29 protein-coding genes and 1 pseudogene are annotated in these 25,995 nt (G+C 67.7%); 17 read left to right on the top strand and 13 right to left on the bottom strand.

The genetic code is table 11. The features are described 5' to 3' along the window. Positions 1-36: 36 nt before the first annotated feature. From AB0L57_RS03065 to AB0L57_RS03080, 4 genes are read right to left on the bottom strand one after another with little or no spacing between them, the layout of a single operon-like run. Positions 37-1,281 (bottom strand): CaiB/BaiF CoA-transferase family protein, encoded by a 1,245-nt coding sequence (locus AB0L57_RS03065; RefSeq protein ID WP_364956181.1) that lies wholly within the window; start codon positions 1,279-1,281, stop codon positions 37-39. Next, complete coding sequence (locus AB0L57_RS03070) at positions 1,281-2,045, bottom strand: SDR family NAD(P)-dependent oxidoreductase (protein WP_364956184.1); 765 nt, start codon at positions 2,043-2,045, stop codon at positions 1,281-1,283. The genes AB0L57_RS03065 and AB0L57_RS03070 overlap by 1 nt, the downstream gene beginning before the upstream one ends. Next, positions 2,045-3,211, bottom strand: coding sequence for an acyl-CoA dehydrogenase family protein (locus AB0L57_RS03075; protein WP_364956187.1), 1,167 nt, complete (start codon positions 3,209-3,211; stop codon positions 2,045-2,047). Before AB0L57_RS03075 ends, AB0L57_RS03070 begins: the two co-directional genes overlap by 1 nt. A 44-nt stretch (positions 3,212-3,255) precedes the next feature. Beyond that, positions 3,256-3,561, bottom strand: a complete 306-nt coding sequence (locus AB0L57_RS03080) for a hypothetical protein (RefSeq protein WP_364956190.1) — start codon at positions 3,559-3,561, stop codon at positions 3,256-3,258. Between the two features lie 291 nt (positions 3,562-3,852). Here AB0L57_RS03080 and AB0L57_RS03085 point away from each other — a divergent pair, with 291 nt between their 5' ends. From AB0L57_RS03085 to AB0L57_RS03115, 7 genes are all read left to right on the top strand, one after another. After that, positions 3,853-4,383 (top strand): carboxymuconolactone decarboxylase family protein, encoded by a 531-nt coding sequence (locus AB0L57_RS03085; RefSeq protein WP_364956193.1) that lies wholly within the window; start codon positions 3,853-3,855, stop codon positions 4,381-4,383. Positions 4,384-4,387: 4 nt separating this feature from the next. Next, the gene (locus tag AB0L57_RS03090) at positions 4,388-5,653 is read left to right on the top strand and encodes an aromatic ring-hydroxylating dioxygenase subunit alpha (protein WP_364956196.1); all 1,266 of its coding nucleotides are present in this window, start codon (positions 4,388-4,390) and stop codon (positions 5,651-5,653) included. Next, positions 5,640-5,981 (top strand): hypothetical protein, encoded by a 342-nt coding sequence (locus AB0L57_RS03095; protein ID WP_364956199.1) that lies wholly within the window; start codon positions 5,640-5,642, stop codon positions 5,979-5,981. Before AB0L57_RS03090 ends, AB0L57_RS03095 begins: the two co-directional genes overlap by 14 nt. Positions 5,982-5,984: 3 nt before the next feature. Then, positions 5,985-7,196: an amidohydrolase family protein gene (locus tag AB0L57_RS03100; RefSeq protein WP_364956203.1), complete on the top strand. Its 1,212-nt coding sequence runs from the start codon at positions 5,985-5,987 to the stop codon at positions 7,194-7,196. Then, positions 7,183-7,599, top strand: coding sequence for a nuclear transport factor 2 family protein (locus AB0L57_RS03105; protein ID WP_364956206.1), 417 nt, complete (start codon positions 7,183-7,185; stop codon positions 7,597-7,599). The genes AB0L57_RS03100 and AB0L57_RS03105 overlap by 14 nt, the downstream gene beginning before the upstream one ends. Positions 7,600-7,673: 74 nt before the next feature. Beyond that, complete coding sequence (locus AB0L57_RS03110) at positions 7,674-8,762, top strand: acyl-CoA dehydrogenase family protein (protein WP_364956209.1); 1,089 nt, start codon at positions 7,674-7,676, stop codon at positions 8,760-8,762. Positions 8,763-8,831: 69 nt separating this feature from the next. Then, positions 8,832-9,683 (top strand): acyl-CoA dehydrogenase family protein, encoded by an 852-nt coding sequence (locus AB0L57_RS03115; protein ID WP_364956212.1) that lies wholly within the window; start codon positions 8,832-8,834, stop codon positions 9,681-9,683. 79 nt (positions 9,684-9,762) lie between these two features. Here the strand turns inward: AB0L57_RS03115 and AB0L57_RS03120 are convergent, their stop codons facing one another. Next, positions 9,763-10,260, bottom strand: a complete 498-nt coding sequence (locus tag AB0L57_RS03120; RefSeq protein ID WP_364956215.1) for an LppP/LprE family lipoprotein — start codon at positions 10,258-10,260, stop codon at positions 9,763-9,765. Positions 10,261-10,543: 283 nt separating this feature from the next. Here AB0L57_RS03120 and AB0L57_RS03125 point away from each other — a divergent pair, with 283 nt between their 5' ends. Continuing rightward, a complete protein-coding gene (locus AB0L57_RS03125) occupies positions 10,544-11,353 on the top strand; it encodes an inositol monophosphatase family protein (protein WP_364956218.1) in 810 nt (269 codons plus the stop codon). 8 nt (positions 11,354-11,361) lie between these two features. Further along, positions 11,362-11,454 (top strand): annotated as a pseudogene (locus tag AB0L57_RS03130) (NAD(P)-binding protein); the annotation flags it as partial. A gap of 85 nt (positions 11,455-11,539) precedes the next feature. Here the strand turns inward: AB0L57_RS03130 and AB0L57_RS03135 are convergent. Then, positions 11,540-12,775, bottom strand: a complete 1,236-nt coding sequence (locus tag AB0L57_RS03135; protein ID WP_364956221.1) for an MFS transporter — start codon at positions 12,773-12,775, stop codon at positions 11,540-11,542. Between the two features lie 90 nt (positions 12,776-12,865). Here AB0L57_RS03135 and AB0L57_RS03140 point away from each other — a divergent pair, with 90 nt between their 5' ends. Next, positions 12,866-13,318 carry a helix-turn-helix domain-containing protein gene (locus AB0L57_RS03140; RefSeq protein ID WP_364956224.1) on the top strand — a complete coding sequence of 151 codons (453 nt, stop codon included), beginning with the start codon at positions 12,866-12,868 and terminating at the stop codon, positions 13,316-13,318. A 14-nt stretch (positions 13,319-13,332) separates the two neighbouring features. Here the strand turns inward: AB0L57_RS03140 and AB0L57_RS03145 are convergent, their stop codons facing one another. After that, positions 13,333-13,797 carry an RDD family protein gene (locus AB0L57_RS03145; RefSeq protein ID WP_364956227.1) on the bottom strand — a complete coding sequence of 155 codons (465 nt, stop codon included), beginning with the start codon at positions 13,795-13,797 and terminating at the stop codon, positions 13,333-13,335. 400 nt (positions 13,798-14,197) lie between these two features. Between AB0L57_RS03145 and AB0L57_RS03150 the strand changes: the two genes are divergently transcribed. The 4 genes from AB0L57_RS03150 (at position 14,198) to AB0L57_RS03165 (ending at position 18,492) form a co-directional block, all read left to right on the top strand. Beyond that, a complete protein-coding gene (locus tag AB0L57_RS03150; protein ID WP_364956230.1) occupies positions 14,198-14,899 on the top strand; it encodes a response regulator transcription factor in 702 nt (233 codons plus the stop codon). 53 nt (positions 14,900-14,952) lie between these two features. After that, on the top strand, positions 14,953-15,975 hold the full coding sequence (locus AB0L57_RS03155) for an ATP-binding protein (protein WP_364957256.1): 1,023 nt from the start codon (positions 14,953-14,955) through the stop codon (positions 15,973-15,975). Positions 15,976-16,051: 76 nt separating this feature from the next. Continuing rightward, positions 16,052-17,935, top strand: coding sequence for a DUF4153 domain-containing protein (locus tag AB0L57_RS03160; RefSeq protein ID WP_364956233.1), 1,884 nt, complete (start codon positions 16,052-16,054; stop codon positions 17,933-17,935). Between the two features lie 215 nt (positions 17,936-18,150). Further along, entirely contained in the window at positions 18,151-18,492 is a 342-nt protein-coding gene (locus AB0L57_RS03165; protein ID WP_364956236.1) for a hypothetical protein, read from the top strand. A gap of 95 nt (positions 18,493-18,587) precedes the next feature. Here the strand turns inward: AB0L57_RS03165 and AB0L57_RS03170 are convergent, their stop codons facing one another. The 5 genes from AB0L57_RS03170 to AB0L57_RS03190 all read right to left on the bottom strand — a co-directional run bounded on the left by AB0L57_RS03170 (position 18,588) and on the right by AB0L57_RS03190 (position 22,983). After that, entirely contained in the window at positions 18,588-19,307 is a 720-nt protein-coding gene (locus AB0L57_RS03170; RefSeq protein WP_364956239.1) for a 3'(2'),5'-bisphosphate nucleotidase CysQ, read from the bottom strand. Positions 19,308-19,500: 193 nt separating this feature from the next. Continuing rightward, positions 19,501-20,013, bottom strand: coding sequence for a hypothetical protein (locus AB0L57_RS03175; protein ID WP_364956242.1), 513 nt, complete (start codon positions 20,011-20,013; stop codon positions 19,501-19,503). A 10-nt stretch (positions 20,014-20,023) separates the two neighbouring features. Continuing rightward, positions 20,024-20,812, bottom strand: coding sequence for an enoyl-CoA hydratase (locus tag AB0L57_RS03180; protein ID WP_364956245.1), 789 nt, complete (start codon positions 20,810-20,812; stop codon positions 20,024-20,026). 10 nt (positions 20,813-20,822) lie between these two features. Beyond that, a complete protein-coding gene (locus AB0L57_RS03185) occupies positions 20,823-22,001 on the bottom strand; it encodes an acyl-CoA dehydrogenase family protein (RefSeq protein ID WP_364956248.1) in 1,179 nt (392 codons plus the stop codon). After that, positions 21,985-22,983 carry an acyl-CoA dehydrogenase family protein gene (locus AB0L57_RS03190; protein ID WP_364956251.1) on the bottom strand — a complete coding sequence of 333 codons (999 nt, stop codon included), beginning with the start codon at positions 22,981-22,983 and terminating at the stop codon, positions 21,985-21,987. The genes AB0L57_RS03185 and AB0L57_RS03190 overlap by 17 nt, the downstream gene beginning before the upstream one ends. A gap of 179 nt (positions 22,984-23,162) precedes the next feature. Between AB0L57_RS03190 and AB0L57_RS03195 the strand changes: the two genes are divergently transcribed. Genes AB0L57_RS03195 through AB0L57_RS03205 form a run of 3 tightly spaced genes read left to right on the top strand, consistent with a single transcriptional unit; the run spans position 23,163 to position 25,728 of the window. Beyond that, positions 23,163-23,816: a TetR/AcrR family transcriptional regulator gene (locus tag AB0L57_RS03195; RefSeq protein ID WP_364956254.1), complete on the top strand. Its 654-nt coding sequence runs from the start codon at positions 23,163-23,165 to the stop codon at positions 23,814-23,816. A 44-nt stretch (positions 23,817-23,860) separates the two neighbouring features. Then, entirely contained in the window at positions 23,861-24,673 is an 813-nt protein-coding gene (locus AB0L57_RS03200) for an acyl-CoA thioesterase domain-containing protein (protein WP_364956257.1), read from the top strand. Next, entirely contained in the window at positions 24,670-25,728 is a 1,059-nt protein-coding gene (locus tag AB0L57_RS03205; RefSeq protein ID WP_364956260.1) for a dihydrodipicolinate reductase, read from the top strand. The genes AB0L57_RS03200 and AB0L57_RS03205 overlap by 4 nt, the downstream gene beginning before the upstream one ends. Positions 25,729-25,765: 37 nt before the next feature. Here the strand turns inward: AB0L57_RS03205 and AB0L57_RS03210 are convergent, their stop codons facing one another. Continuing rightward, entirely contained in the window at positions 25,766-25,993 is a 228-nt protein-coding gene (locus AB0L57_RS03210) for a hypothetical protein (RefSeq protein WP_364956263.1), read from the bottom strand. Positions 25,994-25,995: the final 2 nt, after the last annotated feature.

Here is a 25,995-nt window from a genome sequence, read left to right on the forward strand (position 1 = left end):
GGCCGCGCCCGAGTGGTGGCCCGGGCCGCGATGTCGTCACCGTGCATGGGCCGTACCGGCCGGGGCGTACGCGGGACCGATCGCGCCCGCATCGCGCCACTGTGCGATTTCCCCCGCATCGCACCCGATCTCGGTGAGCACGGCATCGGTGTGCTCACCCAGGCCGGGCACCGCCCCCATCGGAGGGTGATAGCCCTCGATCACCGCCGGGGGCAGCAGCGAGGGAATCGGGCCGTTCGGGGTGTCGATGCCGCGCCAGCGATCACGCTCGGACAGCTGCGGATGCGCCAGCACCTCACTGGGGGTGTTGTAGCGCGAGTTCCCGATTCCGGCCGCGTCGGCGGCTGCCTGGATATCGGCGAGATCGTTGTGCGCACACCAGGTTCCGATCGCGGTATCCAGCTCACCGCGATGGGCGACCCGACCTGGATTGGTCCGGAAGCGTTCGTCGGCGGCCAGATCGGGCCGGTCCAGAATATCGGTGGCCAGCCGCTGCCATTCCCGGTCATTGGTGGTGCCCAGAACGACGGTCTGCCCGTCGGCGGTGCCGTACGCACCGTAGGGCGCCACGGCCGGGGAACTCATTCCCAGTGGCTGCTGGTCGATTCCGCTGTGCCGGGCATAGGTGAGGTGATAGCCCATCATCTCGGCCATGGTGTCGAACAAACTCACCGCGATCGTCGTTCCGGGCCCCGGGCCGCGCCGCAGCCGCCCGCACAGCGCGGCCACGATCGACAGCGCCGCGTACAGCCCGGTGGTCACATCCGCTACCGGTGGACCGGGTTTGGCGGGTTCGCCCGCGGTTCCGGTCACCGAACACACCCCCGATTCGGCCTGGACGAGCAGATCGTAGGCGCGTTTGTGCGACAACGGCCCACCCGCGCCGAAACCGTCGATACTCAGCGAGATCAGATCCGGATGCCGGCCTTCGAGTTCGGCCGCCGACAGGCCGAGCCGGTCGATCGCGCCCGGCGCCAGATTCGACACCAGCACATCGGCGCGATCGAGCAGTGTGTGCAGCAGCTCGACTCCCGCACCGGATTTCAGGTTCAGGGTCACCGATTCCTTGCCCCGGTTGACCCAGACGAAGTGCGCGGCCTGCCCCTCGACCACATCGTCGTAGTAGCGGGCGAAATCGCCGCCGTCGGGATTCTCGACCTTGATCACCCGCGCCCCGAAATCGGCGAGGGTGCGGGTACACATCGGCGCGGACACCGCCTGCTCGAGAGCGACCACGGTCACTCCCGCCAGAGGACCCGCGGCCTGCGGATCGATGATCATCACATCACCATGCCGCCGTCCACCGGCAGCACCTGCCCGGTGACGAACGACGCGGCGTCCGAGGCGAGGAAGACGAAGGCGCCCGCCACCTCCTCGGGTTCGGCCCAGCGGCGCAACGGAATCCGGTTCAGCATCTGCGCGGCGAATTTCTCGTCGGTGCGGATGGTGGTGGTCATGGGTGTGGCCGCGAGCGGAGCCAGGGCGTTGACCAGGATGTTCTTGCGGGCCAACTCGCGCGCCAGCGATTTGGTGATGCCCACGATGGCGGCCTTGGCCGCCGAATAGTTCACCTGGCCCAGCGTTCCGGTGAGCCCGGCCGAGGACGTGACGTTGATGATGCGCCCGGTACCGTCGGTCGCCAGGAACGGCAGCGCCGCCTGGGCGCAGTTGAAGGTGCCCAGCGAGTGGATGTCGTAGAGGCGGCGCATCGACTCCACGGTGGTCTTGGAGAACATCGCGGGATCGGTCACTCCGGCGTTGTTCACCACGATGTGCAGCGTGCCGTCGGCGAGGGCCGCGGCCTGTCCGGCGGCGAGATCGGCGGCGGCACGGTCGGATACGTCCAGCCCGCAACTCGCCGCCCGGCCACCCGCGCCGACGATCTTGTCCGCCACCGCCTTCGCGGCACCCGGGTCGATGTCGGTGACAAGGACCGCGGCACCGGCGGTGGCCAATGCCTGCGCGACCGCGGAGCCGATACCGCCCGCCGCGCCGGTGACCATGGCCGCGCGGCCGGTCAGATCGAAAAGTCCTCGTTGCGGCATCAGTAGCTCCTCGGCAATCCCAGTGTGTGCGAACCCAGGTAGTTCAAGATCATTTCCTGGCTGACGGGCGCGATACGCATGACACGCGCCTCGCGGAAGTAGCGCGCGACGTGGTATTCCTCGGCGTATCCCATGCCGCCGTGGGTCTGCAGCGCGCGATCGGCCGCGGTGAATCCCGCGTCGGCGCACAGATATTTGGCGGTATTGGCCTCGCGCCCACAGGGTTTGCCATTGTCGTAGAGCCAGGTCGCCTTGCGCAGCACCAGTTCGGCGGCATCCAGGTGGGTCAGCGAATCGGCGAGGGGGAACTGGATGCCCTGATTCATTCCGATCGGGCGGTCGAACACGACCCGCTCGCCCGCGTACTTCACCGCGCGGTCCAATGCCACCCGGCCCAGTCCCAGTGCCTCGGCGGCGATCAACATCCGCTCGGGGTTCAGTCCGTCGAGCAGATAGCGGAAACCCTGCCCCTCCTCACCGACCCGGTCCTCGACCGGGATCCGCAGATTGTCGATGAAGACCTCGTTCGACGACACCGCATTGCGGCCCATCTTCGCGATCGGCCGGATATCGATGTGCGCGCGGTCGATATCGGTGAGGAACAACGTCATACCATCGGTCTTGCGCGCGACCTCGTCCCGGGACTGCGTACGGGTCAACAGCAGAATCTTCTCGGACTCTAGCGCCTTGGAGATCCACACCTTGCGTCCGTTGACGACATAGTGGTCCCCGTCGCGCCGGGCGAAGGTGCTGATCCGGCTCGTGTCCAGGCCCGCACCCGGTTCGGTGACACCGAAGCAGACATGCAGATCACCCGTGGCCACGCGCGGCAGGGTGCGCTGTTTGAGTTCCTCGGAACCGTATTTGACCACCGGCTGCATACCGAAGATCGACAGATGGATCGAGGTGGCGGCGTTCATCCCGCCGCCCGAGCGCGCGACCTCCTCGGCGAGGATGGTGGCCTCGGTCAGCCCGAGCCCGTGCCCGCCGTACTCCTCCGGGATGGTGATCCCCAGCCAGCCTCCGGTGGCGATCGCCCGGTAGAACTCGACGGGGAATTCGTGGCCCTGGTCCCTGTCCATCCAATAGCGGTCGTCGAATTTGCGGCACAGTTCGGCCACGCCCTCGCGGATCAGCCGTTGATCATCGCTGGGCTCGAATGTCATCCCCTCGGACACATCACACCTGCTCTCCACACCCGCGCCCCCGCTCAGTCCGAGGCCGGCAGCGCCTTGGCCGCCTTGATCGTCATCGGCACCCCGCCGCAGCTCAGTTCGCCGGTTCCGGCACTGGTGCACAGCAATTCGACGGTGTCGGCGGCATCGACGTAGCGCTTGCCGATCAGAGTGGCCGGTTCGCCGCCGGTGGGCGCGACGGGTGCCGCGCCGGCCGCGGGGACCAAAGGACTTCCGCCGCAGGCCAATTCCGGGCTCGCATCGGCGGGGGCGCGCACCACCACCACCTTCGTGGTGCAGACGGTGCTGGCGAGCTGTTCACCGGGACGCAGGGCTGTCATGGCCGACTCCTCTTTCCTGGACGATGCACTAGAAAACTATCTTCTCATATTTGGAGAATCAACCTTCTCTTTCGTGCTCGCGCACGCGGGTCGTCGCCGCGCGAACCACACCGGGACGCACCCCTCACAGCCACACACGCCGGTGCGCGCACGCCGGGCCACACTCTCTTACCCCCTCTCGACCAGGCGCTTTACTAACATTCTCGGCCGGCGTTGACGAGTCGACCCCTTTCGTGAAAATCTATTGGTCCGTTGAGGAGAATGTCATTCTCCTGAATGAGAGGAGGAAGGATGCGCCTGCCGCCACTGCCGGCCGATCAATGGGACGATCGGACCCGCGGCGCCCTGGCCGCTCTGCTGCCACGTGCTCGGCGCAACCCCGACGGTGCGGGACCGGCGATGTCGGCCCTGGCCCGGCACCCGGATCTGGCCGAGGCGTATCTGGGCTTCGGGGTCTATCTGCTGTTCCGATCCAGCCTGCCGCCACGCGTGCGCGAAATCGCCATACTGCGCATCGCACACCGTCATCACTGCGCCTACGAATGGGCCCATCACGTCGCAATGGCCGAGGACAACGGCCTGTCCGCCGCCGATGTCGCCGGCATCGAGCGTGGTGAGCTCACCGCGGAATTCGACCGCCTGCTCCTGGCGGCGGTCGACGAACTCGACGAGCAGTCGCACCTGTCCGACACCACCTGGGCCGCGTTGAGCGACTACCTCGACGAACGCCAGCGCATGGATCTGGTTTTCACCGTCGGCGGCTACGCCATGGTCGCGATGGCCTTCAACACTTTCGGCATCCAGCCCGAACACGAGAGGTAATCCCTTGTCGCACTTCAGCAAACCAGCTGCCGGAAGCTGGACCGAGAACTATCCCGAATTGGGTACCGGCACCGTCGACTACTCCGATTCGACCGATCCGCAGTTCTACGAGGACGAGCGCAACGCGATCTTCCGCAAGAGCTGGCTGTGCGTCGGCCGCGACCTGCAGCTACCGCGCAAGGGCAGCTACTTCACCAAGGAACTGTCCTGCATCGGCACCTCACTGATCATCGTGCGGGGCACCGACGATGTCATCCGGGCCTTCCACAACATCTGCCGTCACCGCGGTAACAAACTCGTCTGGGACGATTTCCCGAACGAGGAGACCTCCGGTACCTGCCGCCAGTTCACCTGCAAATACCACGCCTGGCGCTACGACCTCGACGGTAAGTGCACCTTCGTGCAGCAGGAGAAGGAATTCTTCGGCATGGACAAGGCGGACTACAGCCTCGCCGACGTGCGGTGCGAGGTGTGGGAGGGGTTCATCTTCATCAATGTCGACCCCGATGCCGCACCGCTCGAGGAATACCTCGGCTCGATGGTGAAGGGACTCGAGGGATATCCCTTCCACGAATTCACCGAGGTCTACAGCTACAAGGCCGAGGTGGGCAGTAATTGGAAACTGTTCATCGACGCGTTCGCCGAGTTCTATCACGCACCGATCCTGCACATGAAGCAGGCGGTCAAGGACGAGGCCGCCAAACTCGCCGACGTCGGTTTCGAGGCGCTGCACTACCAGATCGATTCCCCGCATTCCATGGTGTCCTCGTGGGGCGGAATGGCCCCGCCGAAGGACCCGAACATGGTCAAGCCGATCGAGCGAGTCCTACGCTCGGGCCTGTTCGGGCCGTGGGACCGACCGGACATCGAGGGCCTGGACCCGCTGCCGTCGGGCGTCAACCCCTCGGGCCACAGGGCCTGGGGCGTGGACGAATTCGAGGTCTTCCCGAACTTCGGCATCCTGATCTGGGCGCCGGGCTGGTACCTGACCTACCACTATTGGCCGACCGCGGTGGACAAGCACATCTTCGAGGCGAACCTGTACTTCGTCCCGCCGAAGAACGCCCGCGAGCGGCTGCGCCAGGAATTGGCCGGGGTGACCTTCAAGGAATACGCGTTGCAGGACGCCAACACCCTCGAGGCCACCCAGACCATGCTGGAAACAGCCGTCATCAAGGAATTCCCCCTCAACGATCAGGAAGTCCTGCTGCGGCATCTGCACCATGTCGCGCAGACCAAGGTTCAGGAGTACCGCAATGCCAACGCCTGAGGTCAAGAAACTGCCCGGTGAATTCGCCGATCTGGAGAAGTTCTCCGGCTGGATTCTGGAGTCCGAGCCCGAACGCTATCGCAAGCGGCTCGCCTCGACCATGCCGGAAATGCAGGCCGTCTACGACGCCCTGTTCCCCCGGCTCGAGGAGGCACTGGACTATCTGGACCAGTTCCCGCTCGACGAAATGCCCGACGACGCACGGTATCTGACACATCTGATGCAGTCGCTGATCATGGTGTCGTTCCCGGTCGAGGTGTGGAAGCAGCCGCGGGTGCCCGATTCGGGTGCGGCATATCTGGATCTGGTGCGAGAGACGGTGGTGTAGGCCATGCTGACACTGAAGGCCGCCGGTGTCCTCGACATCGACTCCGGTGAGATCATCCGCCCCGGCGTGGTCCGGGTCGAAGACGACCGAATCGTCGGCGTAGGCGGCGAACCCGAGGGCGAGGTCATCGATCTCGGCGATCTGGTGCTGTTACCCGGTCTGATGGATATGGAAGTCAACCTGCTCATGGGCGGGCGCGGGGAATCCGGACTGGCCTCCAGTGTCACCGACGATCCGGCCACGCGCGTGCTGCGGGCCGTGGGTAACGCCCGCCGCACCCTGCGTGCCGGATTCACCACCGTGCGCAATCTGGGCCTGTTCGTCAAAACCGGTGGCTATCTGCTGGATGTGGCGCTGGGCAAGGCGATCGACAAGGGGTGGGTGGACGGGCCGCGGATCGTGCCGGCCGGGCACGCCATCACTCCCACCGGCGGTCACCTCGATCCGACCATGTTCTCAGCGTTCATGCCCGACATCCTGAACCTCACCATCGAGGAGGGCATCGCCAACGGCGTGGACGAGGTGCGCAAGGCGGTGCGCTACCAGATCAAGTACGGCGCCCAGCTGATCAAGATCTGCGTTTCGGGCGGTGTCATGTCACTCACCGGAGCGCCTGGCGCACAACACTACTCGGACGAGGAACTGCGCGCGATCGTCGACGAGGCGCACCGGCGCGGACTCAAGGTGGCCGCGCACACGCACGGCGCCGAAGCCGTTCGGCACGCCATCGCCGCCGGAATCGACTGCATCGAACACGGATTCCTCATCGACGACGAAACCATCGCGCAAATGGTCGAAGCCCGCACCTGGCTGGTGCCCACCACCCGCCTGGCCGATGCCATGGACGTCTCCAAGGCCGATCCGGCGTTGCAGGCCAAGGCCGCCGAGATGTTCCCCAAGGCCCGCATCTCGGTCAAGGCCGCCTACGACGCCGGTGTGCGGATCGCGGTCGGTACCGACGCGCCGGCGATCCCGCACGGCCGCAACGCCGATGAACTGGTGGCGCTGGTCGAACGCGGACTGAAACCGATCGACGTGCTGCGCGCGGGCACGATCAACGCCGCCGACCTCATCGATGCCGACGACCGCGGCCGGGTCGCGCCGGGACTGCTCGCCGACATCATCGGCGTACCGGGCAATCCCCTGGACGACATCACCCTCACCCGGGATGTGCGATTCGTGATGAAAGGCGGAAAGATCTATGTCCAGAAATGACGATCTGCTCGACATCCAGCAACTGCTCGCGCGCTACGCGGTGACCATCACCCAGGGCGATATCGACGGTCTGGTCGGAGTTTTCACCCCCGACGGCACCTACAGCGCCTTCGGCGACAGCTACAGCCTCGATGTGTTCCCCGAACTCGTCGCCGCCGCCCCCAAGGGCCTGTTCATGACCGGCACACCGGTTCTGGACCTGGACGGCGACAACGCCACCGGCACCCAGACGCTGTGCTTCGTCGAGCATTCCACCCACGATATGCGGATCGGCTACTACAGCGACACCTATGTCCGCACCGCGGACGGCTGGCGGATCAAGACCCGCAAGATGACCTTCATCCGGCGCAGCGGCGACCACGATTCCGGCATCCCGCACGCCTTCGAACGCCCCGGCGTCTGAGCGCGAGATTCCGGGATCCGTACGCCGATCGAACCGAATGTAGCTTTCGCACAACACAACCGAGAGATGACGGGATGGATATCGAGACGTTCCGGGACGAGCTGCGGCGGTGGCTCGCCGACAACGACCTCACCCCCGGGCATGGTCACGGTCTCGACGAACAGGTCGCGCAACTGGCCCGGGTCCGGCGGGCGCTGTTCGATGCCGGATGGATGCGCTACGGCTGGCCCGGACATGTCGGCGGACTCGGCGGGCCCGCCGCACTGCGGGCGGTGCTGGGTGAGGAGGTCGCCACTCGCGGCCTGGCAGAACCCGGCATCTACTCGATGGTCGAGGTGCTGGCACCGACCATGATCTCCTATGCTCGCCCGGAACTGGCCGCCGAGATGGTCCCCGCGCTGCTGTCCGGGCGCGAGCAGTGGTGCCAGGGGTTCTCCGAACCCGGATCCGGCAGTGATCTGGCCTCCCTGAGCACCAAAGCCGTTGCCGACGGCGATAATTGGGTGATCAGCGGTCAGAAGGTGTGGACCAGCCTGGCGCAGTATTGCGCGCGCTGCGTCCTGCTGACCCGCACCGCGCCCGGGCACGACGGCATCACCGCCTTCTTCGTCGACATGGACTCCCCCGGGATCACCGTGCACCCGCTGCGGACCATGCACGGCGTCGACGAATTCGCCGAGGTGTACTTCGACGATGTGCTGGTTCCGGGTGATCGGATGCTCGGCGAGCCCGGTGACGGCTGGAAGGTCGCGATGGATCTGCTGCCGCACGAGCGGTCCACCTGCTTCTGGCATCGCATCGCGTATCTGTTCACCCGGCTGGATGCCCTGATCGCCGAGACACAGCTGCGCGACGATGCCGCACTCGGCGCGGCGTATCTGGCGCTGCACACCGTGCGCTGCCGCTCGCACGCCACCCAGCGGCGCCTGGCCGACGGCGGCCGGCTGGGCCCGGAGACCTCCGTCGACAAGGTGCTGCTGGCCACCGCGGAACAGCGACTGTTCGATACCGCGCGCGATATGCTGCCCGGCACAATCGAATTCGACGATCCGCAGTGGCGCACCGAGTTCCTGTACTCACGCGCCGCCACCATCTACGGCGGCACCGCGGAAATCCAGCGCAACATCATCGCCCGGCGACTGCTGGACCTGGGCAAGGAATGACGATACTGCGGCCCGCACCCGGTCCGGGCGTACCGAGAGCCACCCACCCCACCGCCGAACGGACGCATCATGGACGCTGCTGAACTCGATCTGCTGACCGGCACGCTGCGCGCCACGATGATCGAACGCACCGGCGACGATCTCGACCGTGCCCTGCTCGAATTCGGCTGGCTCGATCTGCTCACCGAATCACCCGATATCGCAATACCGCTGGTGTTCCGGCTGCTCGGCGAGACCGGTGCGCACGCGCCGCTGCTCAACGACGTCATCGCGCACGCCGCGGGTCGCGATCTGCCCGCGGCGGTGCCGATGCCGTTCACGGGCGGGCGATGGCTGTCGTGGGAGCGCGCCGCGGGACCGATCACCGGGAGCGGCGTCGTGGCTGCGCCCAGGCCATCGATCGGTGCCGACCAGTGTGGGGCAGAGGGTGATTCGGCGCTCGATCCCGAACTGCCGCTGCGCCGCGTCCGCGCCGGCGAAACCCTCCCCCTCGCCGAAGGCCGGCACGCCCTGGCCTGGTGGCTGATCGGCACCAGCCGCGCCATGCTGGCTTTGGCCCGCCGCCACGCCCTCGACCGCATCCAGTTCGGCCGGCCCCTGGCCGCCCATCAGGCCGTGCGCCACCGCCTCGCCGAAACCCTCGTCGCCATCGAAGGCGCCGAGGCCACGCTCGCCACCGCCGATGACGACCTGGGCGCATTGCTGGCCAAGGCCGCCGCCGGGGATGCCGCCCGCACCACCGCACGGCACTGTCAGCAGGTGCTGGGCGGCATCGGTTTCACCGCCGAACACGAATTCCACCGGCACGTCCGCCGGACACTGGTACTCGATGGATTACTGGGCAGCACAACCGATCTGACGCGCGAAGCGGGCGCTTGGATTCGCACCCGCGCGTGCGCGCCGCGGCTGGCCCAGCTGTGAGATCGGAGCCGAGGTGTCGAGCGGGCAGCCCCGGCTCGACACCTCGGCTCCGGCTACCGCGCTCGTGGGTCGGTGCGCGTCAGTGGATCACCTGGGGCGGAATCGGATCGATCGCGTGCGGCGGCGCCTGCGGAGACAGCTCGTAGCGCACAGCGGCCTGTCCGGTCGGATTCGCGTTCGGGTCACCGGGATTGAGCCACCGGAACGACACCGTGATCTGCCCGGGGGCATCGCTGCCGGCGACACTGGTGAACGCGGTCGGCTTCTCGGTGGCCGTGCCCCCGAATGTGGCGTGGTCGAACAGCAGGATGTGGGTGGGCGAACTACCTGTCGCGCCCTCCGGATCGACCTGCACCCAGTTCAGCGCGCAATCGACCGACGAACCGCTGCCGGAAACATGCCACGCGACATTCGGGAAGGCTTGTGGCAGTCCCGCGACGGCCTCGTCGACCCGATCGGCGGGGAGGGCGGGACACGGCTGCGGTGATCCTGGGGGTTCGGGGGCGGCGACAGCGGTGCCGGCTCCGACTGTCGTAGCGGCGAATGTCAGTGCCAGTGCGATAGCGGTTCTACGCATCCAGTGGGCTCCTTTCGTTCGACATCGACACCCGGTACGTCGACCGGGAACGCCGCCACGTCAACCGAGGTGATCGATCTGGCGACATACGCACCGGGCCGGGCGTGCTCAATTGTATTGGGATTGCGCGCAATCGACATGGCCGCCGTGCGCATCATGGCCGCGAGCGGCTGCTGGGCCGCACACCGTGCACCCAGGGCCGTGGGCCGCCGGTCGGGAAACCGGAATCCCCTCGTCACCCGAACCGGTGGCAGTGGCCGACTCCTGCGGATAGCTTGCAGTCATGCAAGACCACCTCGACGACGACCTCCGTTTCGCCCATGTCCTCGCCGATTCCGCCGACGCGGTGAACATGGACCGCTTCAAGGGCCTCGACCTCTCGGTCCGGACGAGACCGGATATGACCTCGGTGAGCGAGGCCGAGAACGCCGTGGAAAAGCTCATCCGTGGTCAACTCCGCCGTTCCCGGCCGCGTGACGCTGTGCTGGGCGCCGGTGAGGGGCTGGTGGGCGGTGGTCCGCGCTGCTGGGTGGTCGACGCCATCGCCGGGCTCGAGAACTATGCGCGAGGTGTGCCGGTGTGGGCCACCCAGATCTCGCTGCTGGAGGTCTCGATGGGCGGTTATCGGCCCATTGTCGGCCTGGTCTCCGCTCCCGCGCTCGCGCGGCGGTGGTGGGCGGCCAAGGATCACGGCGCGTTCACCGGTCGCAGCCTGTCCTCGGCCTCGCGCGTGCGCGTGTCCGGTGTCTCGACGCTGCCCGACGCCTCGTTCGCCTACTCCAGCATCACCGGCTGGGAAGAGGACGGCCGGTTGAACAATGTCCTCGCGCTGTCTCGCGAGGTGTGGCGGACACGCGCCTACGGCGACTTCTGGCCCTACATGATGGTCGCCGAAGGTGTGATCGACATCTGCGCCGACCCCGAGCTGTCTCCGGGCGACATGGCCGCGGGCGCGGTCATCGTCACCGAGGCCGGCGGCGCCTTCACCGGTCTCGACGGCAGACCTCATCCACTCGGCGGCAGCGCGGCGGCGTCGAACGGATTGCTGCACAACGAGTTGCTGGGGTACCTGGACGAACAGGCGGGGATGTGACCGGAGGTGTGCGCGCGGCCGTCGTCGGGGCGGGCATCGCCGGAGCCACCGTCGCTGTCACGTTGGCCCGAATCGGTGCGGATGTCGAGGTTTTCGAGACCGGCCCGCGCGCATCCGATCACGGTGGACGGGTGCCGCTGGGCACCGCCGCGAGCACGGCGCTGGACCGGGTGCGCCCATGGACGGTCACGACGTCGGTTCAGCGCGGCAGACGACATCCACGGGGTCGATGGCAGGTGCGGCACAGGCGAACTCGGCAGGAGTCGCGGCAGGTTGCGCCACTTTGCGGCCGACCGCCCACACCGCCAGCGCGCCGATCGCGAACACGGCGCCGAGAATGCTCGATCCGGTCCAGCCGGCGACGGAGTACACGGCGGTGGTGGTGAGTGCGCCGAGTGCCGAACCGACGGAATAGAAGAGCATGTAACCGCCGATGACGCTGCTGGTCCGGTCCGGGTGGGATGCGGTGAGCAGGTGCTGGTTGCCGACGTGCACGGCCTGCACAGCGAAATCGAGGACGAGCACGCCGACGACGAGCAACCACAGCGACCATGTCGCCTGTGCGGTCGCCGGCCACGAGACAGCCAGCAAGACGAGCCCCGCCCCGGTGACCCTGTTCGCGAAACCGCCATCCGCCCACCGTCCGGCTCGGCCCGCGCCCAGTGCGCCCGCCAGCCCGGCGAACCCGAACAAGCCGATCTGAGCGCTGCTGAGATGCCACGGTGATGCCTCGAGTGGCAGTGCCAGACCACTCCAGAGCGCACCGAAGGAAGCGAACACGAACATGGCGATCAGTCCGCGGGAGAGGAAGAGACCGCCGCCGAACAACCGGATCGACGCGCTCAGGACCTGCCGATACTCGGTGCGACCGGTTCGCGTGTCGGTCGGCAGCAGCGCCAGGACCAGCACGGCCAGTACGACGAGAAGGACAGCCTCGGCGGCATAGACGCTGCGCCACCCCCAGGCCGTGGCCACCGCGCCCGCGGCGATCCGGGCACCGAGGATGCCCGCGACGACGCCCGAGGTGACCAGCCCCAGGGTGCGTCCCCGCTCCCCGGGTGCCGACAGATCCGCGGCATAGGCGACCGTTGTCTGTACGACGACCGCGAACAGGCCCGCGACGGCCACCCCGGCGAGCAGCACCCAGCCGCGTGCCGCACTCGCCGCCGCCAGGACGCCGACAGCGGTGAGCAGCAGGTGCCCGGCGATGAGCGTGCGCCGATCGACCATGTCTCCCAACGGAACGAGAAAGGCCAGTCCCACCAGATACCCGAGTTGCCCGGCCGTGACGATCCATCCCAGGGCAGCACCCGATATCCCCAGGTCGTCGCCGATTCGAGTGAGGATCGGCTGGGCCGAGTACACGGTCGCGACGGATACCGCGCAGATCGTGGCGAACAGCAGACGTCGACCGGCGGACATGAACACCCAGCTTCCAATCAGTAGCATTTTGCAACCATTTGGACGGTACGTCACAATGGTTGCAATTAGCAACCGTTATGGGAGGGTGTGATGACCCAGCCGACTGCCGAACACATCGATTGGACCGATCCGGCATGCCCGGTCGCCCGCACGCTCGACGTGGTCGGCGACCGCTGGAGTCTGCTGATCGTTCGCGATGCGATGGACGGCGCGCGGACATTCGGCGACTTCCAGCAGTCCACCGGGATAGCGCGCAACATCCTCACCGACCGACTCCGGCGCCTGGTTCGGCACGGCATCATCGACCGAACCCCCGGACCGTCGGGCCGGCGGCACATCTACGCACTCACACCGGCCGGGCGGGACTTGTTCACCGTCGTCGTCGCCCTGCGCCAGTGGGGTGAGCGGCACACATTCGCACCGGCCGAGCAGCATTCCGTCCTCGTCGACGAATCCGGTGTCCCGATCCCCGAGCTCCAACCCACGGACTCGACAGGGCAACCGGTGAACCCCGATACGACAACCGTTCGGAAAGTTCGATGACCGCGGAGCTCCGGTCAGTCGACCACCTGGGTGCCGTTGGCCAGTCGGTCGTGCCAGCCCTGTTTCGTCGGGCTGGAACTCACCGTGACGGCGATGGCGATCGCGGCGACGAACCACAGCAGGCCGCCGATGTACGGAATCAGGTTGAGCAGCATGTACGCATTGCGTAGTGCGGAATCCTTGATATTGGGCTTGTCGGCGCCACCGGAGCCCCGGACATGCAGGCCGAGGATCTTCTTGCCCGGTGTGGATCCCGTCGTTATCTCGAATCCGACGAAGTACAGGAAACCGAATCCGGCGCCGGGCAGGACCGACACCCAATCGGGCGTGTGCGCCTTGTTCAGCAACCAGAACAGGATTCCGCCGACGATGCCCGCGATTATCCAGTCGATGAAGCGTGCCAAGGCGCGTTTGGCGAGGCCACCCGGGGCCACGCCCGCCGCCGCGCCGAACTGAGGTTGGTATCCACCGGTACTCATCACGCTCCTCCTCGTAAGGACGACCACGCTGTGTCGGGTGTGCGTCCCTACGATCGCACATACGGAGCAAACTCCGGGGAAACTGTGCCGTGTTCGGTATGCACGGCAGCTCCGGGCTCACCGGATACTCCGGCTCGTCGAACGCGGTGGAGCGGTGCCGCCGAGGCCGGGCCTGCCGCCCCCGTTCCGACCCACAGCTCTCGCGCTCTCACCGCAGGCAACCGACCTGCGGCTCCAGCGCGACAGGTACACGACTTCGGCCGATCCACGCTGCGCCACAACGGGTTTGCGCACCTGCCGGCACGCTGTCGCCCGCAGCGGAACCGACGCCCGCCCGCCACACAGAATCTCCACAACTGGTACCGGTTCTCTCCACATCGGATCGCTAGGCTCCCCGGTCATGGAACTGAACGCACCGGCCGATCCCGCGACCGCGCGGCGGATTCTGGTCGTGGACGACGAGTCGACGATCGCGGAGTCGGTGGCGGCGCGGCTGCGGGCCGAAGGGTTCACGGTCGCCAAGGCCCACGACGGTCCGGCCGCGGTGGCGACCGCGACGTCGTTCGAGCCCGACCTCGTGGTCCTCGATGTCATGCTGCCCGGCTACGACGGGCTGGAGGTGTGCCGGCGGATCCAGGCCGAGCGCTCGATACCGGTACTGATGCTCACCGCGCGGACCGACGAGACCGACCAGCTGATCGGTCTGGGTGTGGGCGCGGACGACTATCTCACCAAACCGTTCTCGCTGCGGGTACTCACCGCACGCGTGCATGCGCTGCTGCGCCGGGTCGAGCGCGCGGGTGATCAGCGCGGCGCGGTCACCGTCGTCGGTGATCTGCGCATCGACACCGACCAGCGCAGGGTCTGGCGCGGCGGGGTCGAAGCCCAGCTCACGCCGCTGGAATTCGAATTGCTGGCCCGGCTCGCCCGGCGTCCGCGCGCGGTGCTCGCCAGGGAACGGCTCCTCGAAGAGGTGTGGGACTGGGCAGATGCCGCCGGCACCCGTGCCGTCGACAGTCATGTGAAGGCGCTGCGCCGCAAACTCGGTGCCGATCTGATCCGCACGGTCCACGGCGTCGGCTACGCGCTGGAGCCCCGATGAGCGAGCGGGCCGGCATCGACGCCGACGATCGTCCCGGGTACCGGGTTCCGGCCATGCTGAAACTGGCGTCGGATCGGCTACCGCGCCCGCTGGATCGAATCCGATCCATCAAACTCAAACTGGCCGCTCTGATGACCTTCTCGGGCGGGCTGGCCTTCGGCTGGTTCAGTCTCCGGATCGGCTGGCTGCCGCCGGCGACCATGCTGACCGCGATGCTCATCGCCCTGGTGTCGTCCCAGTTCCTGGCGCACGGCATCACCATGCCGCTCCGGGAGATGACGGCCGCGGCGCGGCGGATGGCACACGGCGACTACACGAGCCGGGTCCGCGCCTCCTCCCGCGACGAGGTCGGACAGCTGGCCGACGCGTTCAATCGGATGGCGACCGACCTCGCCGCCGCCGACCGGCAGCGCCGCGAACTGATCGCCAATGTCTCGCACGAGTTGCGCACGCCGATCACGGCCTTGCACGCCGTGCTGGAGAACCTCGTGGACGGGGTGTCCGAACCTGATCCGAGCACACTGGAAACCGCACTCGCACAAACAGAACGGCTCGGCCGGCTCGTGTCCGAACTACTCGATCTGTCCAGTATCGAGGCCGGAGCGATCCCGCTCGACCGCGAACTGTTCGACATCGCACCGATCTTCAGGACGGTGACCGCCGAGGCGGAGGTCATGACCGCGGCGCTGGGCCGCGGTGTCCGCTTCCGCAGCGAGGTCGATCCCGCCACCGCCACCGTGTACGCCGACCGCGCCCGCCTCCACCAGGTGCTGCTGAACCTACTGGACAATGCCGTCCGGCACGGCCCCGCCGGTGGCGAAGTCCGCCTGCACGCCCGCACCATGGGCGGCGATCTCGTGATCGATGTCTCCGACGACGGGCCCGGCATCCCGCCCGCGGAGCGGGAACGCATCTTCGACCGCTTCAGCCGCGGCGGGACCACCGACGGCGGTGGCACCGGGCTCGGCCTCGCCATCGCCCGCTGGGTGATCGATCTGCACGACGGCTCCATCGCGGTGGCCGAACCCGGCTCACGAATCCGCGTGGTACTCCCGGCCACACCACCGCGCCACTGACATCTCGAATTCCGCAGCCCGGCCGACCGATTCGGTTCCGGGCCGATACCGCACACCCTGAGGAGGGACCCCAGTCATGCCCGAAGCACCCGAACCCGCGGACCCGGCGGACTCCGCCGAGCGGCCGGCGCACACCGAGCCCGCCTCGGCTCCGGCCGAATCCAAGCAGCCCGCACCGACACCGGACGACACCGTCGGTCCGGACGATCGGGCGGCTGCCACCGGTCCCGTGGCACCGGCACAGCAATCCCCCACGGTCGCACCGGCATCCGCGGGCACCGCACCGAATCGGGCGCACACCGCACCCCGGAACGACCCCGGCGAAACCACGGGCACCGCAGCGCACAGCCTCGCCGCTGTCGGCGCCACGGCGACGGCCGGCTCCGTCGATGCCTCGGTGTGGTCCCGGAATCCGGGTACGACCGGTGTAGCGATATCCGGCGGACCACACCGGGGCCCGACGGGCGATCAACGCGCCACGACCTGGCTGCCGGGACCTCTCGGTCCGCAGCCGCGGGCTGCCGGGCACCCCATGCCCGCGCCGGCCGCTCCGCCGCGCTGGCGACGGGTCGCCCATCCGGCGGGTGTGCTGCCCGCAGCCACGGGCGCGGGTCTGGTCGCGGCGGCCACGCTCTCCTTCGACCGGCCCGGAATCGGCTGGCTGCTGGCGGGATCCGCGACCGCGGTGGCGGTCGGCACGGTCCATCGTCGCGCCGCGGTCCGCGAGGATGCGGCCGCCGAGCGCCACAACCGCCCCGGTCGCTGGTGGGCGGTGGCCGCGCTGGCACTGCTCGCGGTGGGCACCTTCCGGGCCGCGGGGTGGTTGTTCGTCCTCTGCCTGATCGCGGCGGCCGTGGCCGGGTCGCTGGCGGTGGTGGGCCGGCCGTCGGCCCGCGGGGTACTCCACGATGCGATCGCGGTCCCGCTGGCATCGGCCGGCGCCTTCGCCTGGGTGTACGCGGCGCAGGCCACGCGACGAGGCGGTACCGGAGCACGGCACCGGCGGCTCGCGGTGTCCGTCGCCGCAACGATGGTGTTGCTGGCGGTGTTCGTGCCGCTGCTCGCCGGCGCCGACGCCACGTTCGCGGCCATGGTCGAGGGTCTGGTCCCGCGCCTGGACGCGGCCACCCTCACCGGCTGGATCGTGGCGTTCCTGCTCGTCGGCACCGCGACTCTGGGCGCACTGTACGTGCTCGCGGGGCCCCCGGCTCCCGCCGACCAACACCGACGAACGCCGAAACGCACACTGGCACGGCTGGAATGGGGGTTGCCGGTCGGCGCGCTGACGGTGTTGTTCGCACTGTTCGTCGGCGCGCAACTGATGGCGCTGTTCGGTGGCGACGACTATGTGCAGCGCACCGCCGGGCTCACCTACGCCGACTATGCGCGCGGCGGCTTCTGGCAACTGGCCGCGGTCACGCTGCTCACACTCGCGATCATCCTGCCCGTATTGCACCGGGCCGCCAGTGATTCGGCGACCGACCGCGGCTGGCTGCGCGGACTGCTCTGCACGATCAGCGGGCTCACCCTGGTGATCATCGCCTCCGCGCTGGGCCGCATGTGGACCTATCAGCAGGCGTATGGATTCACCGTGCTGCGCCTGCTGGTCGGGACCTGTGAACTCTGGCTCGGCATCGTGTACCTGCTGGTGATCGTCGCGGTCCTGCGCCTGCGAACGGCGTGGCTGCCACGCACCGCCGTCGCGACCGCGGTCGCCGCGCTGCTGTCGCTCGCCGCGCTGAACCCCGAGGCCCTCGTCGCTTCGGAGAACATCGACCGCTGGCAGCGCGGTGAAGAACTCGACGTCGACTATCTGTCCGGCCTGTCGGCCGATGTCGTCCCGGTCCTGGACCGTCTTCCCGAACCGCTCCGAACCGACCTGCGCCACCGGCTCACACACCGACTCGACGACGAGACCTGGAGCAACTGGAATCTCGCCCGCATGCGAGCGGCAGAATGACTCGCCCACCCATACAGCGATCGACTGCCCCGGTGTGGTGTCCAGCTCAGCGGACGAACTGCTTCACCTCAGGCGCCGGAGAATGTCGCCGGTACACCGAATTCGCGACCGGCCCGTGCACCGGGACAACAGCGGGTGGTCGAATCGGTCCGCTCGTTCCGACAGCACGACCGATCCACCACGCGCGGGTCCCATCGGCGGTCTACAGTGCCCTGGTGTTCGTTCGACGGATGATCCTCACCCCGGTATTCGCCGCCGTGACCGTGCTGGCGACGGCCTGCACGGTGCACGGCGCCGGTACCACCACCGAATGCAAGGTCGAAGGGTGCACGATCACCTTCGAGCGCGGCGTCGATGCCAAGGCCAGCGTCCTCGGTCTGGACGCCCAGCTCATGGCCGTCGAGGGCAACCAGGTCACCCTCTCGGTCGGCGGGCAACAGGTGACCGTGCCGGTCGGAGAATCGGGATCCACCGACGGCGCCACGGTCAAGGTACGAGAGGTCACAGCGGATCAGGTGATCGTCGACATCGCCACCGGCATCCATTCCGGCGGCTGACGGCGAACACACGTCGACGCCGGACAACGCATCGGGCCACGTGGTGACCGGACGGTCCGGCCGTCACCCGATACGACACCCGCCCGGCCGGCGACTCATACTCCGAAGTCCCGCAGGGCTTCCAAGACGCGGTCCGCCAGTTCCGGGCGGCAGATCAGTAGATCCGGCAGGTACGGATCGGGCCGGTTGTAGACCAGCGGTGAACCGTCCAGGCGGGAGGTGTGCAGGCCCGCGGCGGCGGCCACCGCGACCGGGGCACAGGAGTCCCATTCGTATTGACCACCGGAGTGGGCGTAGATGTCGGCTTCGCCGCGGACCACCGCCATGGCTTTCGCGCCGGCCGAGCCCATCGGAATCGTCTCGGCGCCCAGCACGGCGGTCAGGTGATGGACACAGGCGGGCGGGCGGCTGCGGGAGACGACGATACGCGGCGGGCCGTCGTGGGCGGGCGGGAGTACCGGCGGCGTACCGGTTTCCAGCACGAGCCCCGGCACCGGGAGTGCGACCGCACCGATCTCGGCGCGGCCGTCGATGGCCAGGGCCACGTGTACCGCCCAGTCCGCGCGCGGGGGCTGCCCGTATTCGCGCGTGCCGTCGAGGGGGTCGACGATCCAGACGCGGCTGCGGGACAGGCGAACCGGATCGTCGGTGCTCTCCTCCGACAGCACCGCATCATCGGGACGCAGTTCGGCCAGCCGCTTCAGCAGCAGGTCATCGGAACGCCGGTCGCCGACCGCACCGCCCTGGTCGCGAATCTCGAGCAGGAGCTCACCGGCTTCCCGGGCGAGCTCGGCCGCCACCGCGTGGTCGTCCATCTTCGGTTCTCACTCTCCCGCCGGTCGGCGACCATCGCCGGCCGGGCGCACCTCGCGCATCGGCCGATCCGGCCGACACTCGCAATCGCCCCGCGGTGTTCGGCGGGACCCTCTGCAGTGTGCCAGCAGTCGCGACCGCGGTGGCGCGCCCGGCCGATGTATGGAACCGATCGGCGGGAGAGGTGTGCGCGGATCAGCAGGCCGGCGCGGTGCCGCCCTGCAGTTTCAGCAGCGTGCAGAACGTCGACGCGGCGACCTTCCACTGCCCGTTCTCCTGCACGGCCTGTCCCGCCTGGTCCGGCAGCACCGGGTTGCCGTTCATCAGCAGGGTGTAGGTGACATCGGCGTGCGTGGCGTCGACGGTGGCCACCTTCGACACTGTCGCGGAGGTGCCTTGGGCCTGCGGGTTGCTCGCCTGCGCAGCCAGCACCGGGGCGAAGCCATCGCCCTTCTCGACCACTGCGGCGCGCTGGTCGGCGGGCTGTTTGGCGTCGAAGAACTGCACGTACGCGTCGGTGACGGCCTTGGTGGTCGCCGGATCGGCGGCGGCCGCCCCGGCCCCCGGCGTCGCGGCGGCCGATGTCGCGGCCGGCGACGAGGTCGTCGCGTTGTCGGACTTGTCGTCACTACAGCCGGTGATCGTCGCCACCGCGATCACCGCGATGCCACACAGACCCGCCGCACTGCGAATCATCTTGTTCCGCATGTGTATTCCTTCACTCGAGTTTCCGTTTCATCTCGTCCAGGTTCACCAGAATCGGATAACCGTCGACGCTGAGCGCATTACCGTGCCCGGTCTGATGTACGTCGAACACCGACTGGATGGCCGCGTAGAAGCCCTGTACGTCCAGGGTCTGGTTGACCGCGCGTTTGGCCTGACGCAGCCCGAACGGCGGCATTTCCGCGATGCGCGCGGCCAGCGCGGCGGTTTCGGTGCCGAGTTCCTCGCGTGGGACGACCTGATTGACCATGCCCACCTGCTCGGCTTCCCGGGCGGTGATCGGCCGGCCGGTGAACAGGATCTCCTTGGCCTTGCGTGGCCCCAATTCCCAGGTGTGCCCGTGGTATTCGACCCCGCCGATACCCATCATCACCACCGGATCGGAGAACTGGGCGTCCTCGGCGGCGACGATCAGATCGCACGGCCAGCACAGCAGCAGTCCCCCGGCTATGCACTTGCCCTGCACCGCGGCGATGGACGGTTTCGGGATGTTGCGCCAGCGCAGCGAGAATTCGAGATATCGCCTCGACTCGATGGCGTAGATGTGTTCGAGGGTGATCTTCGACGGCTGCGGGCCCGATCGGTCCTTGAGATCGTGTCCGGCCGAGAAGTGTTTGCCGTTGGCGCGCAACACGATCACCGCGACATCGTCATCGGCGCCGGCCCGCTGCCAGGCCGCGTCCAGCTCTTCGAGCAGTGCACCGTTCTGGGCGTTGGCGGCCTCGGGGCGGTTCAGCGAAATGGTCGCGATCTTGTCGGCGACCTCGTATTCGATGTACGACACGGTCGACTCCTCAGCCTCGGGGCAGGCCGAGCACACGCTCGGCGACGATGTTGCGCTGGATTTCGGAGGTGCCACCGGCGATGGTCCCGGCGAAACTACGGGCGTAGCGTTCGAACCAGCTGGCGCCGAACGCATCCAGACTCAGCGGATTGAACGACGAGGTCCGCGCCGGATGGACCAGACCGCCGGGCCCCTGCGCACGCAGGGCGTGTCCGGAGGCGGCCTGCACGGCCTCGGACCCGAAGACCTTCAGCACCGACAGCGCCGCCACATCCTGTTCCCCGCGGGCCGCGCGGGCCAGCGCCGCCGAACCCATCAGCCGCAGGGCGTAGCTGTCCATGATCAACGTGGCGTAGTGATCGCGATCGAGCACCGTTTCGGGCCTGAAATCGGCGACCAGTTCCGCCAGCCGGTCGGCGAACGACAACCACAGCAGCGTGCGCTCGTGCCCGAGCGAACCGTTGGCCACACCCCAGCCGCCGTGCAGCGGCCCCACCAGATTCTCGGCCGGAACCCGGACGCCTTCGAAGAACACCTCGTTGAAGTCCATGTCGTGCGGACCGCAGACCGAGGCGAACGGGCGCCGGGTGACACCGGGTGTACCGGTCGGGATCAGCAGCACGCTGATGCCCTTGTGTTTGGGCGCGTCGGGGTCGGTGCGCACGAAGGTCAGCAGCACGTCGGCGTCGTGGGCGCCGGAGGTCCACACCTTCTGGCCGTCGACGACGAATTCGTCGCCGTCGCGCACCGCGCGGGTGCGCAGGCCGGCGAGGTCCGATCCGGCACCGGGTTCGCTCATCCCGAGCGCCGCGGTGATCTCCGCACGCAGAATCCTTCTGGCCCAACGGGTCTTCTGCTCCTCGGAGCCGAACGACAACAACGAGGCGGCGACGATGCCCACGCCCTGCGGATTGAAGCTGTGATAGATGCGCCGGTCCGACAATTCCTGCAGATGCACGTACTGCTGCAGGATGCTGGCATTGCGGCCACCGAATTCGGGCGGATTGCCCGGCAGCAGCCAGCCGTGGTCGAACTGCAGGCGCTGCCAGTCGCGCGCCCATTCGGGCACATCGGCACTGGAATGCGAGCGGTCGCGGCTCGCGGTGGCCTCATCGGGCAGATGCTCGTCCAGGAAGACCACGAACGCGGCGCGGAACTCCTCGACGTCGTCGTCAAATCTCAGTTGCACGGCACTCCTCGGCGATCAGCGCCCGGTGTTCGGCCGCGCCGCCGAGCATCAGCTCGGCGGCCTGGGCCCGCTTGAGCGCGAACTGCAGGTCGTTCTCCCAGGTGAAACCCATGGCTCCGAACAGCTGTAAACCGTTGCGGAACACCACGTTCTGACATTCACCCGCACCGGCCTTGGCCATCGAGGCCGCGAGTCGCCGGCGCGGATCGTCCTCGGCGATGGTCAGTGCCGCGAAATAGGCCAGCGCCCGGGCACGTTCGATCGCCACGTGCATATCGGCGGCCTTGTGCTTGACCGCCTGCAACGATCCGATCGGCACGCCGAACTGCTGCCGGTTGCGCACATGTTCGAGGGCCAGATCCAGAATCCGCTGGCAGGCACCCACAATCGTGACCGCCATCGCGGTGGTGGCGAACTGACGCGCCCGGCGCACATCCACCGCGGCTCGCCGATCGTGGCCGGCTCGCACCCCGTCGAAACGGACCTCCGCGATATGCAGCACCGGATCGAACACCACCGTGCGGCGAGCCTGCACGTCGGCCGCCGGTACGACGAACACCCCGGCGCCGGTCACCACCGCGAACTGCTCGGCGCGATCACCGTCGAGGACGTGGTGGGCGGTGCCGCTGAGTACCCAGCCGTCGGTGTCGAGTACCGCGTCCACCCCGTCGAACACCGCGGTCGCAGCACGAGCGGGATCGGCGAATTCCGGTGCCAGCGGGGCGAATTGCGTCATCGTCGCCAGATACGGCGTGGGATCGGTGGCCCGGCCCAGCTCCTCGAGCACGATCGCCAGTTCCACCGCCGACGACTCACCCGTCAGCTCGGTCCAGCCGAGCTCGATATAGTTGCGCCACAACGGCATCGGATCGCCGTCCTTGTCGGCGATCTCCCGGATCAAGGCTGCCGGGCAGCGTTTGCCGACCGCCTCGCGCACGGTGTCGCGCCACAGTCTTTGTTCGGAGTCGAACTCCAAAAGCATCCCGGACCGCCTCTCTGGCCGCTAGACTGCCTACCATTCGCGAGAATAGCATTCTCCACAACAGAAAGTAACAGTCTCTTGTTCTACGCCTGGACACGCAACCTCAGTGCCCGGGAACATGACATTCTCCGGTACAGTGCATTCATGTTCTGCACACATAACCAAGGACCGAGTCGACAGTGAGCAGCCCCAGCGAAGAGCCCGCCTGGAAGCAACGAGCCGTCGAGCGCTCGATCCGGACCGCGAAATTGCGTGCCGAACAACGAGTGCAGCGCTTCCTCGACGCGGCCCAGGCCATCATCACCGAAAAGGGCACCACCGACTTCACCGTGCAGGAAGTGGTGGATCGCTCCAAACAGTCTCTGCGCAGCTTCTACCTGCAGTTCGATGGAAAACACGAACTGCTGCTGGCCTTGTTCGAGGATGCGCTCGCCCGCACCGCCGAGCAGTTGCGCGCCGCCGCCGACGGCCAGGACGACCCCCTGGATCAGCTGCGGGTCACCATCGAGCTGCTGTTCGAGCTCAGCCGGCCGGACCCCACTGCCCAGCGGCCACTGTTCACCGATTTCGCACCGCAACTGCTGGTGTCGCATCCGGCGCAGGTCAAGATCGCACACGCTCCGCTGCTCGGCCTGATCACCGAACTGATGGAGAAGGCCCAGGAACAGGGGCGGATGCGCAAGGAACTCAACACCCGCCGCACCGCCGCGATGGTCATGCAGACCGTGATGTTCACCGCACAATCCACCGGCGCGACCGATGAGGAGACCACACATCCCATCACCGCCGAAGAGGTCTGGAACTTCTGCGCGCGCGGCTTTGCCCAAGACTGAGAATTTCATTCTCATAGTCGAGAAGGTCGCTTACACTCGGTCTCATGCCCGATCTGTGGAGCGACCTTCTCGCCTGTCTGGACCTGCATCCGCTTCCGGCCGCCGACGACCGCGACACCGCGGCGTTCTCCGGCCCCAACCAGAGCCTGGGGTACCACCGGGTCTTCGGTGGCCAATTACTGGGCCAGTTCGTGCGCGCCGCGCAGCGCGCCTGTCCCGATAAAGCGGTCAAATCAATCCACGCACTCTTCCCACGCGAGGGAAAACCGAACGAAGAGATTCGCTATCGGGTACAGATCCAGCATCAGGGCCGCACCTTCGCCACGGCCACCGTCCTCGCCGAACAGCCCTCGGGGATCGTGGCGACCGCGTCGATCTCACTGCACGCCCCCGACGACGGTCCCGAACAACAGGCCACCGCCGCGATCGGGCCGCTGCTGTCGGCAGAGCACAAGGCGGGGTTCGACATCATCCCGTGGGAGACCCGCACCGATGTGAATCTCGACGAGACCGGCACGGCCCCACCGGAATTCGAGATGTGGATGCGCACTCCGGCCGCCGACCCCGAACTCGCAGCGGCCCTGACCGCCTATGCCACCGACCTCACTCTCATCGGCACCGCCCTGCGCCCGCTCGATGGCGTGTGCCAGCGCGGTAACGGCACCGCCTTCCGGTCCGCGGTCACCAGCCACACGCTGTGGTTCCACCGGACGTTCCGCACCGACGACTGGCTGCTGCTACGCCAGGACAGCCCGGTGATGGCGCAGGGGCGTTGTTTCGGCCGCGGTGACGTCTTCACCGAGAGCGGCGAACTGGTGGCCTCCTTCGCCCAGGAAGCCATGGTGCGGTTCCCGTGAGCCCGGATACACTGCCGCACAACAGATCCGACGGCGCGCGAGTGCTCCGCGTCGCACAGTGGGCGACCGGTAACATCGGCAGCCGCGCGCTGCGCGCGGTGATCGCCCATCCCGGTATGGAACTGGCCGGGTTGTACGTGCACAGTCCCGGTAAGGCCGGCATCGATGCGGGCGCGTTGTGCGGTGTCGCGAATACCGGTGTGGCGGCTACCAATTCGATCGACGACATCATCGCCGCACACCCCGACTGCGTGCTGTACATGCCGCAGGTGTTCGACGCCGGTGAGATCTGCCGACTGCTGGAATCCGGGGTGAATGTGGTGACCACCTGTGGCCAGGTTCATCATCCCGCGAGTATGGACGCGGGGCTGCGGGATCGGATCGAGGACGGATGCCGGGCGGGCGGCACGTCGATTCACGCGACGGGCTCGAGTCCGGGATTCATCACCGAGGCGATCCCGCTGGCGCTGGCATCGATCCAGCGACGGCTCGACGGACTGCTCATCGAGGAGTTCGCCGATCTCTCGCAGCGGAATTCGCCCGCGATGCTGTTCGAAGTCATGGGATTCGGGCAACCCGCGACCGCCTTCGACCAGCTCCGCGCCGACCATGTCGGCGGCAGTTTCGCACCGTCGCTGCGAGTACTCGCCGACGCACTCGGCCTCGAGACCGGCGAGCTGCGCACCCACGGCGAGTACGCGACGACACCCGCCGACCTCGAGATCGCGGCCGGCACCCTGTCAGCGGGAACCATTGCCGCACAGCGCATCACAGTGTCGCTGGGCCCGGTGCTGACCTTCCGCGCTACCTGGTACTGCACCAGGATCCTCGATGCGCGGTGGGATGTGCGCGACACCGGCTGGCACATCGACATCGCCGGGGACGCCCCGCTCGACGTCGACCTGCGCTTCCCGTTCACCCTGGATCGGATGAGCGAGATGTCCCCCGGCTACACCGCCAATCGCGCGGTCAACGCGGTCGCGGCCGTGTGCCGGGCGCAACCCGGAATCCGGACCACTCTCGATCTGCCGCACCTGATCTCGACACTGGTCTAGCGACGGCTCATCGATCCCGGGTGCCGCACGGTCCGGATCAGACCGGCGCAGTGCTCATTTCGGCGATCCGATGCGTGGCAGGATCGCGCAATGTGCGCAACAGCAGCCCGCCGAGTATCGGCAGCACGATCAGCGGCGCGAGGGCGACCTGCAGGGAAGTGGCGTCGGCGAGACGGGCGCAAGACCGGCCAATAGAACCTGTTCTAGAATCCTGTTCGCGCCCGGACCTATCGAGCGCGTCCGCGTTGGGCGGGAAGGAGATCATTC

The organism is Nocardia sp. NPDC052254 (assembly GCF_040679495.1).
GTDB lineage: Bacteria > Actinomycetota > Actinomycetes > Mycobacteriales > Mycobacteriaceae > Nocardia.

Coding starts and splice junctions, on each gene's coding strand:
- AB0L57_RS03210 (WP_364956263.1), bottom strand. CDS start 25,993: ATGATCTCCTTCCCGCCCAACGCGGACGCGCTCGATAGGTCCGGGCGC.
- AB0L57_RS03110 (WP_364956209.1), top strand. CDS start 7,674: ATGGATATCGAGACGTTCCGGGACGAGCTGCGGCGGTGGCTCGCCGAC.
- AB0L57_RS03100 (WP_364956203.1), top strand. CDS start 5,985: ATGCTGACACTGAAGGCCGCCGGTGTCCTCGACATCGACTCCGGTGAG.
- AB0L57_RS03075 (WP_364956187.1), bottom strand. CDS start 3,211: ATGACATTCGAGCCCAGCGATGATCAACGGCTGATCCGCGAGGGCGTG.
- AB0L57_RS03135 (WP_364956221.1), bottom strand. CDS start 12,775: ATGTCCGCCGGTCGACGTCTGCTGTTCGCCACGATCTGCGCGGTATCC.
- AB0L57_RS03145 (WP_364956227.1), bottom strand. CDS start 13,797: ATGAGTACCGGTGGATACCAACCTCAGTTCGGCGCGGCGGCGGGCGTG.
- AB0L57_RS03150 (WP_364956230.1), top strand. CDS start 14,198: ATGGAACTGAACGCACCGGCCGATCCCGCGACCGCGCGGCGGATTCTG.
- AB0L57_RS03200 (WP_364956257.1), top strand. CDS start 23,861: ATGCCCGATCTGTGGAGCGACCTTCTCGCCTGTCTGGACCTGCATCCG.
- AB0L57_RS03085 (WP_364956193.1), top strand. CDS start 3,853: ATGCGCCTGCCGCCACTGCCGGCCGATCAATGGGACGATCGGACCCGC.
- AB0L57_RS03095 (WP_364956199.1), top strand. CDS start 5,640: ATGCCAACGCCTGAGGTCAAGAAACTGCCCGGTGAATTCGCCGATCTG.
- AB0L57_RS03080 (WP_364956190.1), bottom strand. CDS start 3,561: ATGACAGCCCTGCGTCCCGGTGAACAGCTCGCCAGCACCGTCTGCACC.
- AB0L57_RS03170 (WP_364956239.1), bottom strand. CDS start 19,307: ATGGACGACCACGCGGTGGCGGCCGAGCTCGCCCGGGAAGCCGGTGAG.
- AB0L57_RS03160 (WP_364956233.1), top strand. CDS start 16,052: ATGCCCGAAGCACCCGAACCCGCGGACCCGGCGGACTCCGCCGAGCGG.
- AB0L57_RS03140 (WP_364956224.1), top strand. CDS start 12,866: ATGACCCAGCCGACTGCCGAACACATCGATTGGACCGATCCGGCATGC.
- AB0L57_RS03125 (WP_364956218.1), top strand. CDS start 10,544: ATGCAAGACCACCTCGACGACGACCTCCGTTTCGCCCATGTCCTCGCC.
- AB0L57_RS03155 (WP_364957256.1), top strand. CDS start 14,953: ATGCTGAAACTGGCGTCGGATCGGCTACCGCGCCCGCTGGATCGAATC.
- AB0L57_RS03105 (WP_364956206.1), top strand. CDS start 7,183: ATGTCCAGAAATGACGATCTGCTCGACATCCAGCAACTGCTCGCGCGC.
- AB0L57_RS03115 (WP_364956212.1), top strand. CDS start 8,832: ATGGACGCTGCTGAACTCGATCTGCTGACCGGCACGCTGCGCGCCACG.
- AB0L57_RS03070 (WP_364956184.1), bottom strand. CDS start 2,045: ATGCCGCAACGAGGACTTTTCGATCTGACCGGCCGCGCGGCCATGGTC.
- AB0L57_RS03120 (WP_364956215.1), bottom strand. CDS start 10,260: ATGCGTAGAACCGCTATCGCACTGGCACTGACATTCGCCGCTACGACA.
- AB0L57_RS03065 (WP_364956181.1), bottom strand. CDS start 1,281: ATGATCATCGATCCGCAGGCCGCGGGTCCTCTGGCGGGAGTGACCGTG.
- AB0L57_RS03175 (WP_364956242.1), bottom strand. CDS start 20,013: ATGCGGAACAAGATGATTCGCAGTGCGGCGGGTCTGTGTGGCATCGCG.
- AB0L57_RS03190 (WP_364956251.1), bottom strand. CDS start 22,983: ATGCTTTTGGAGTTCGACTCCGAACAAAGACTGTGGCGCGACACCGTG.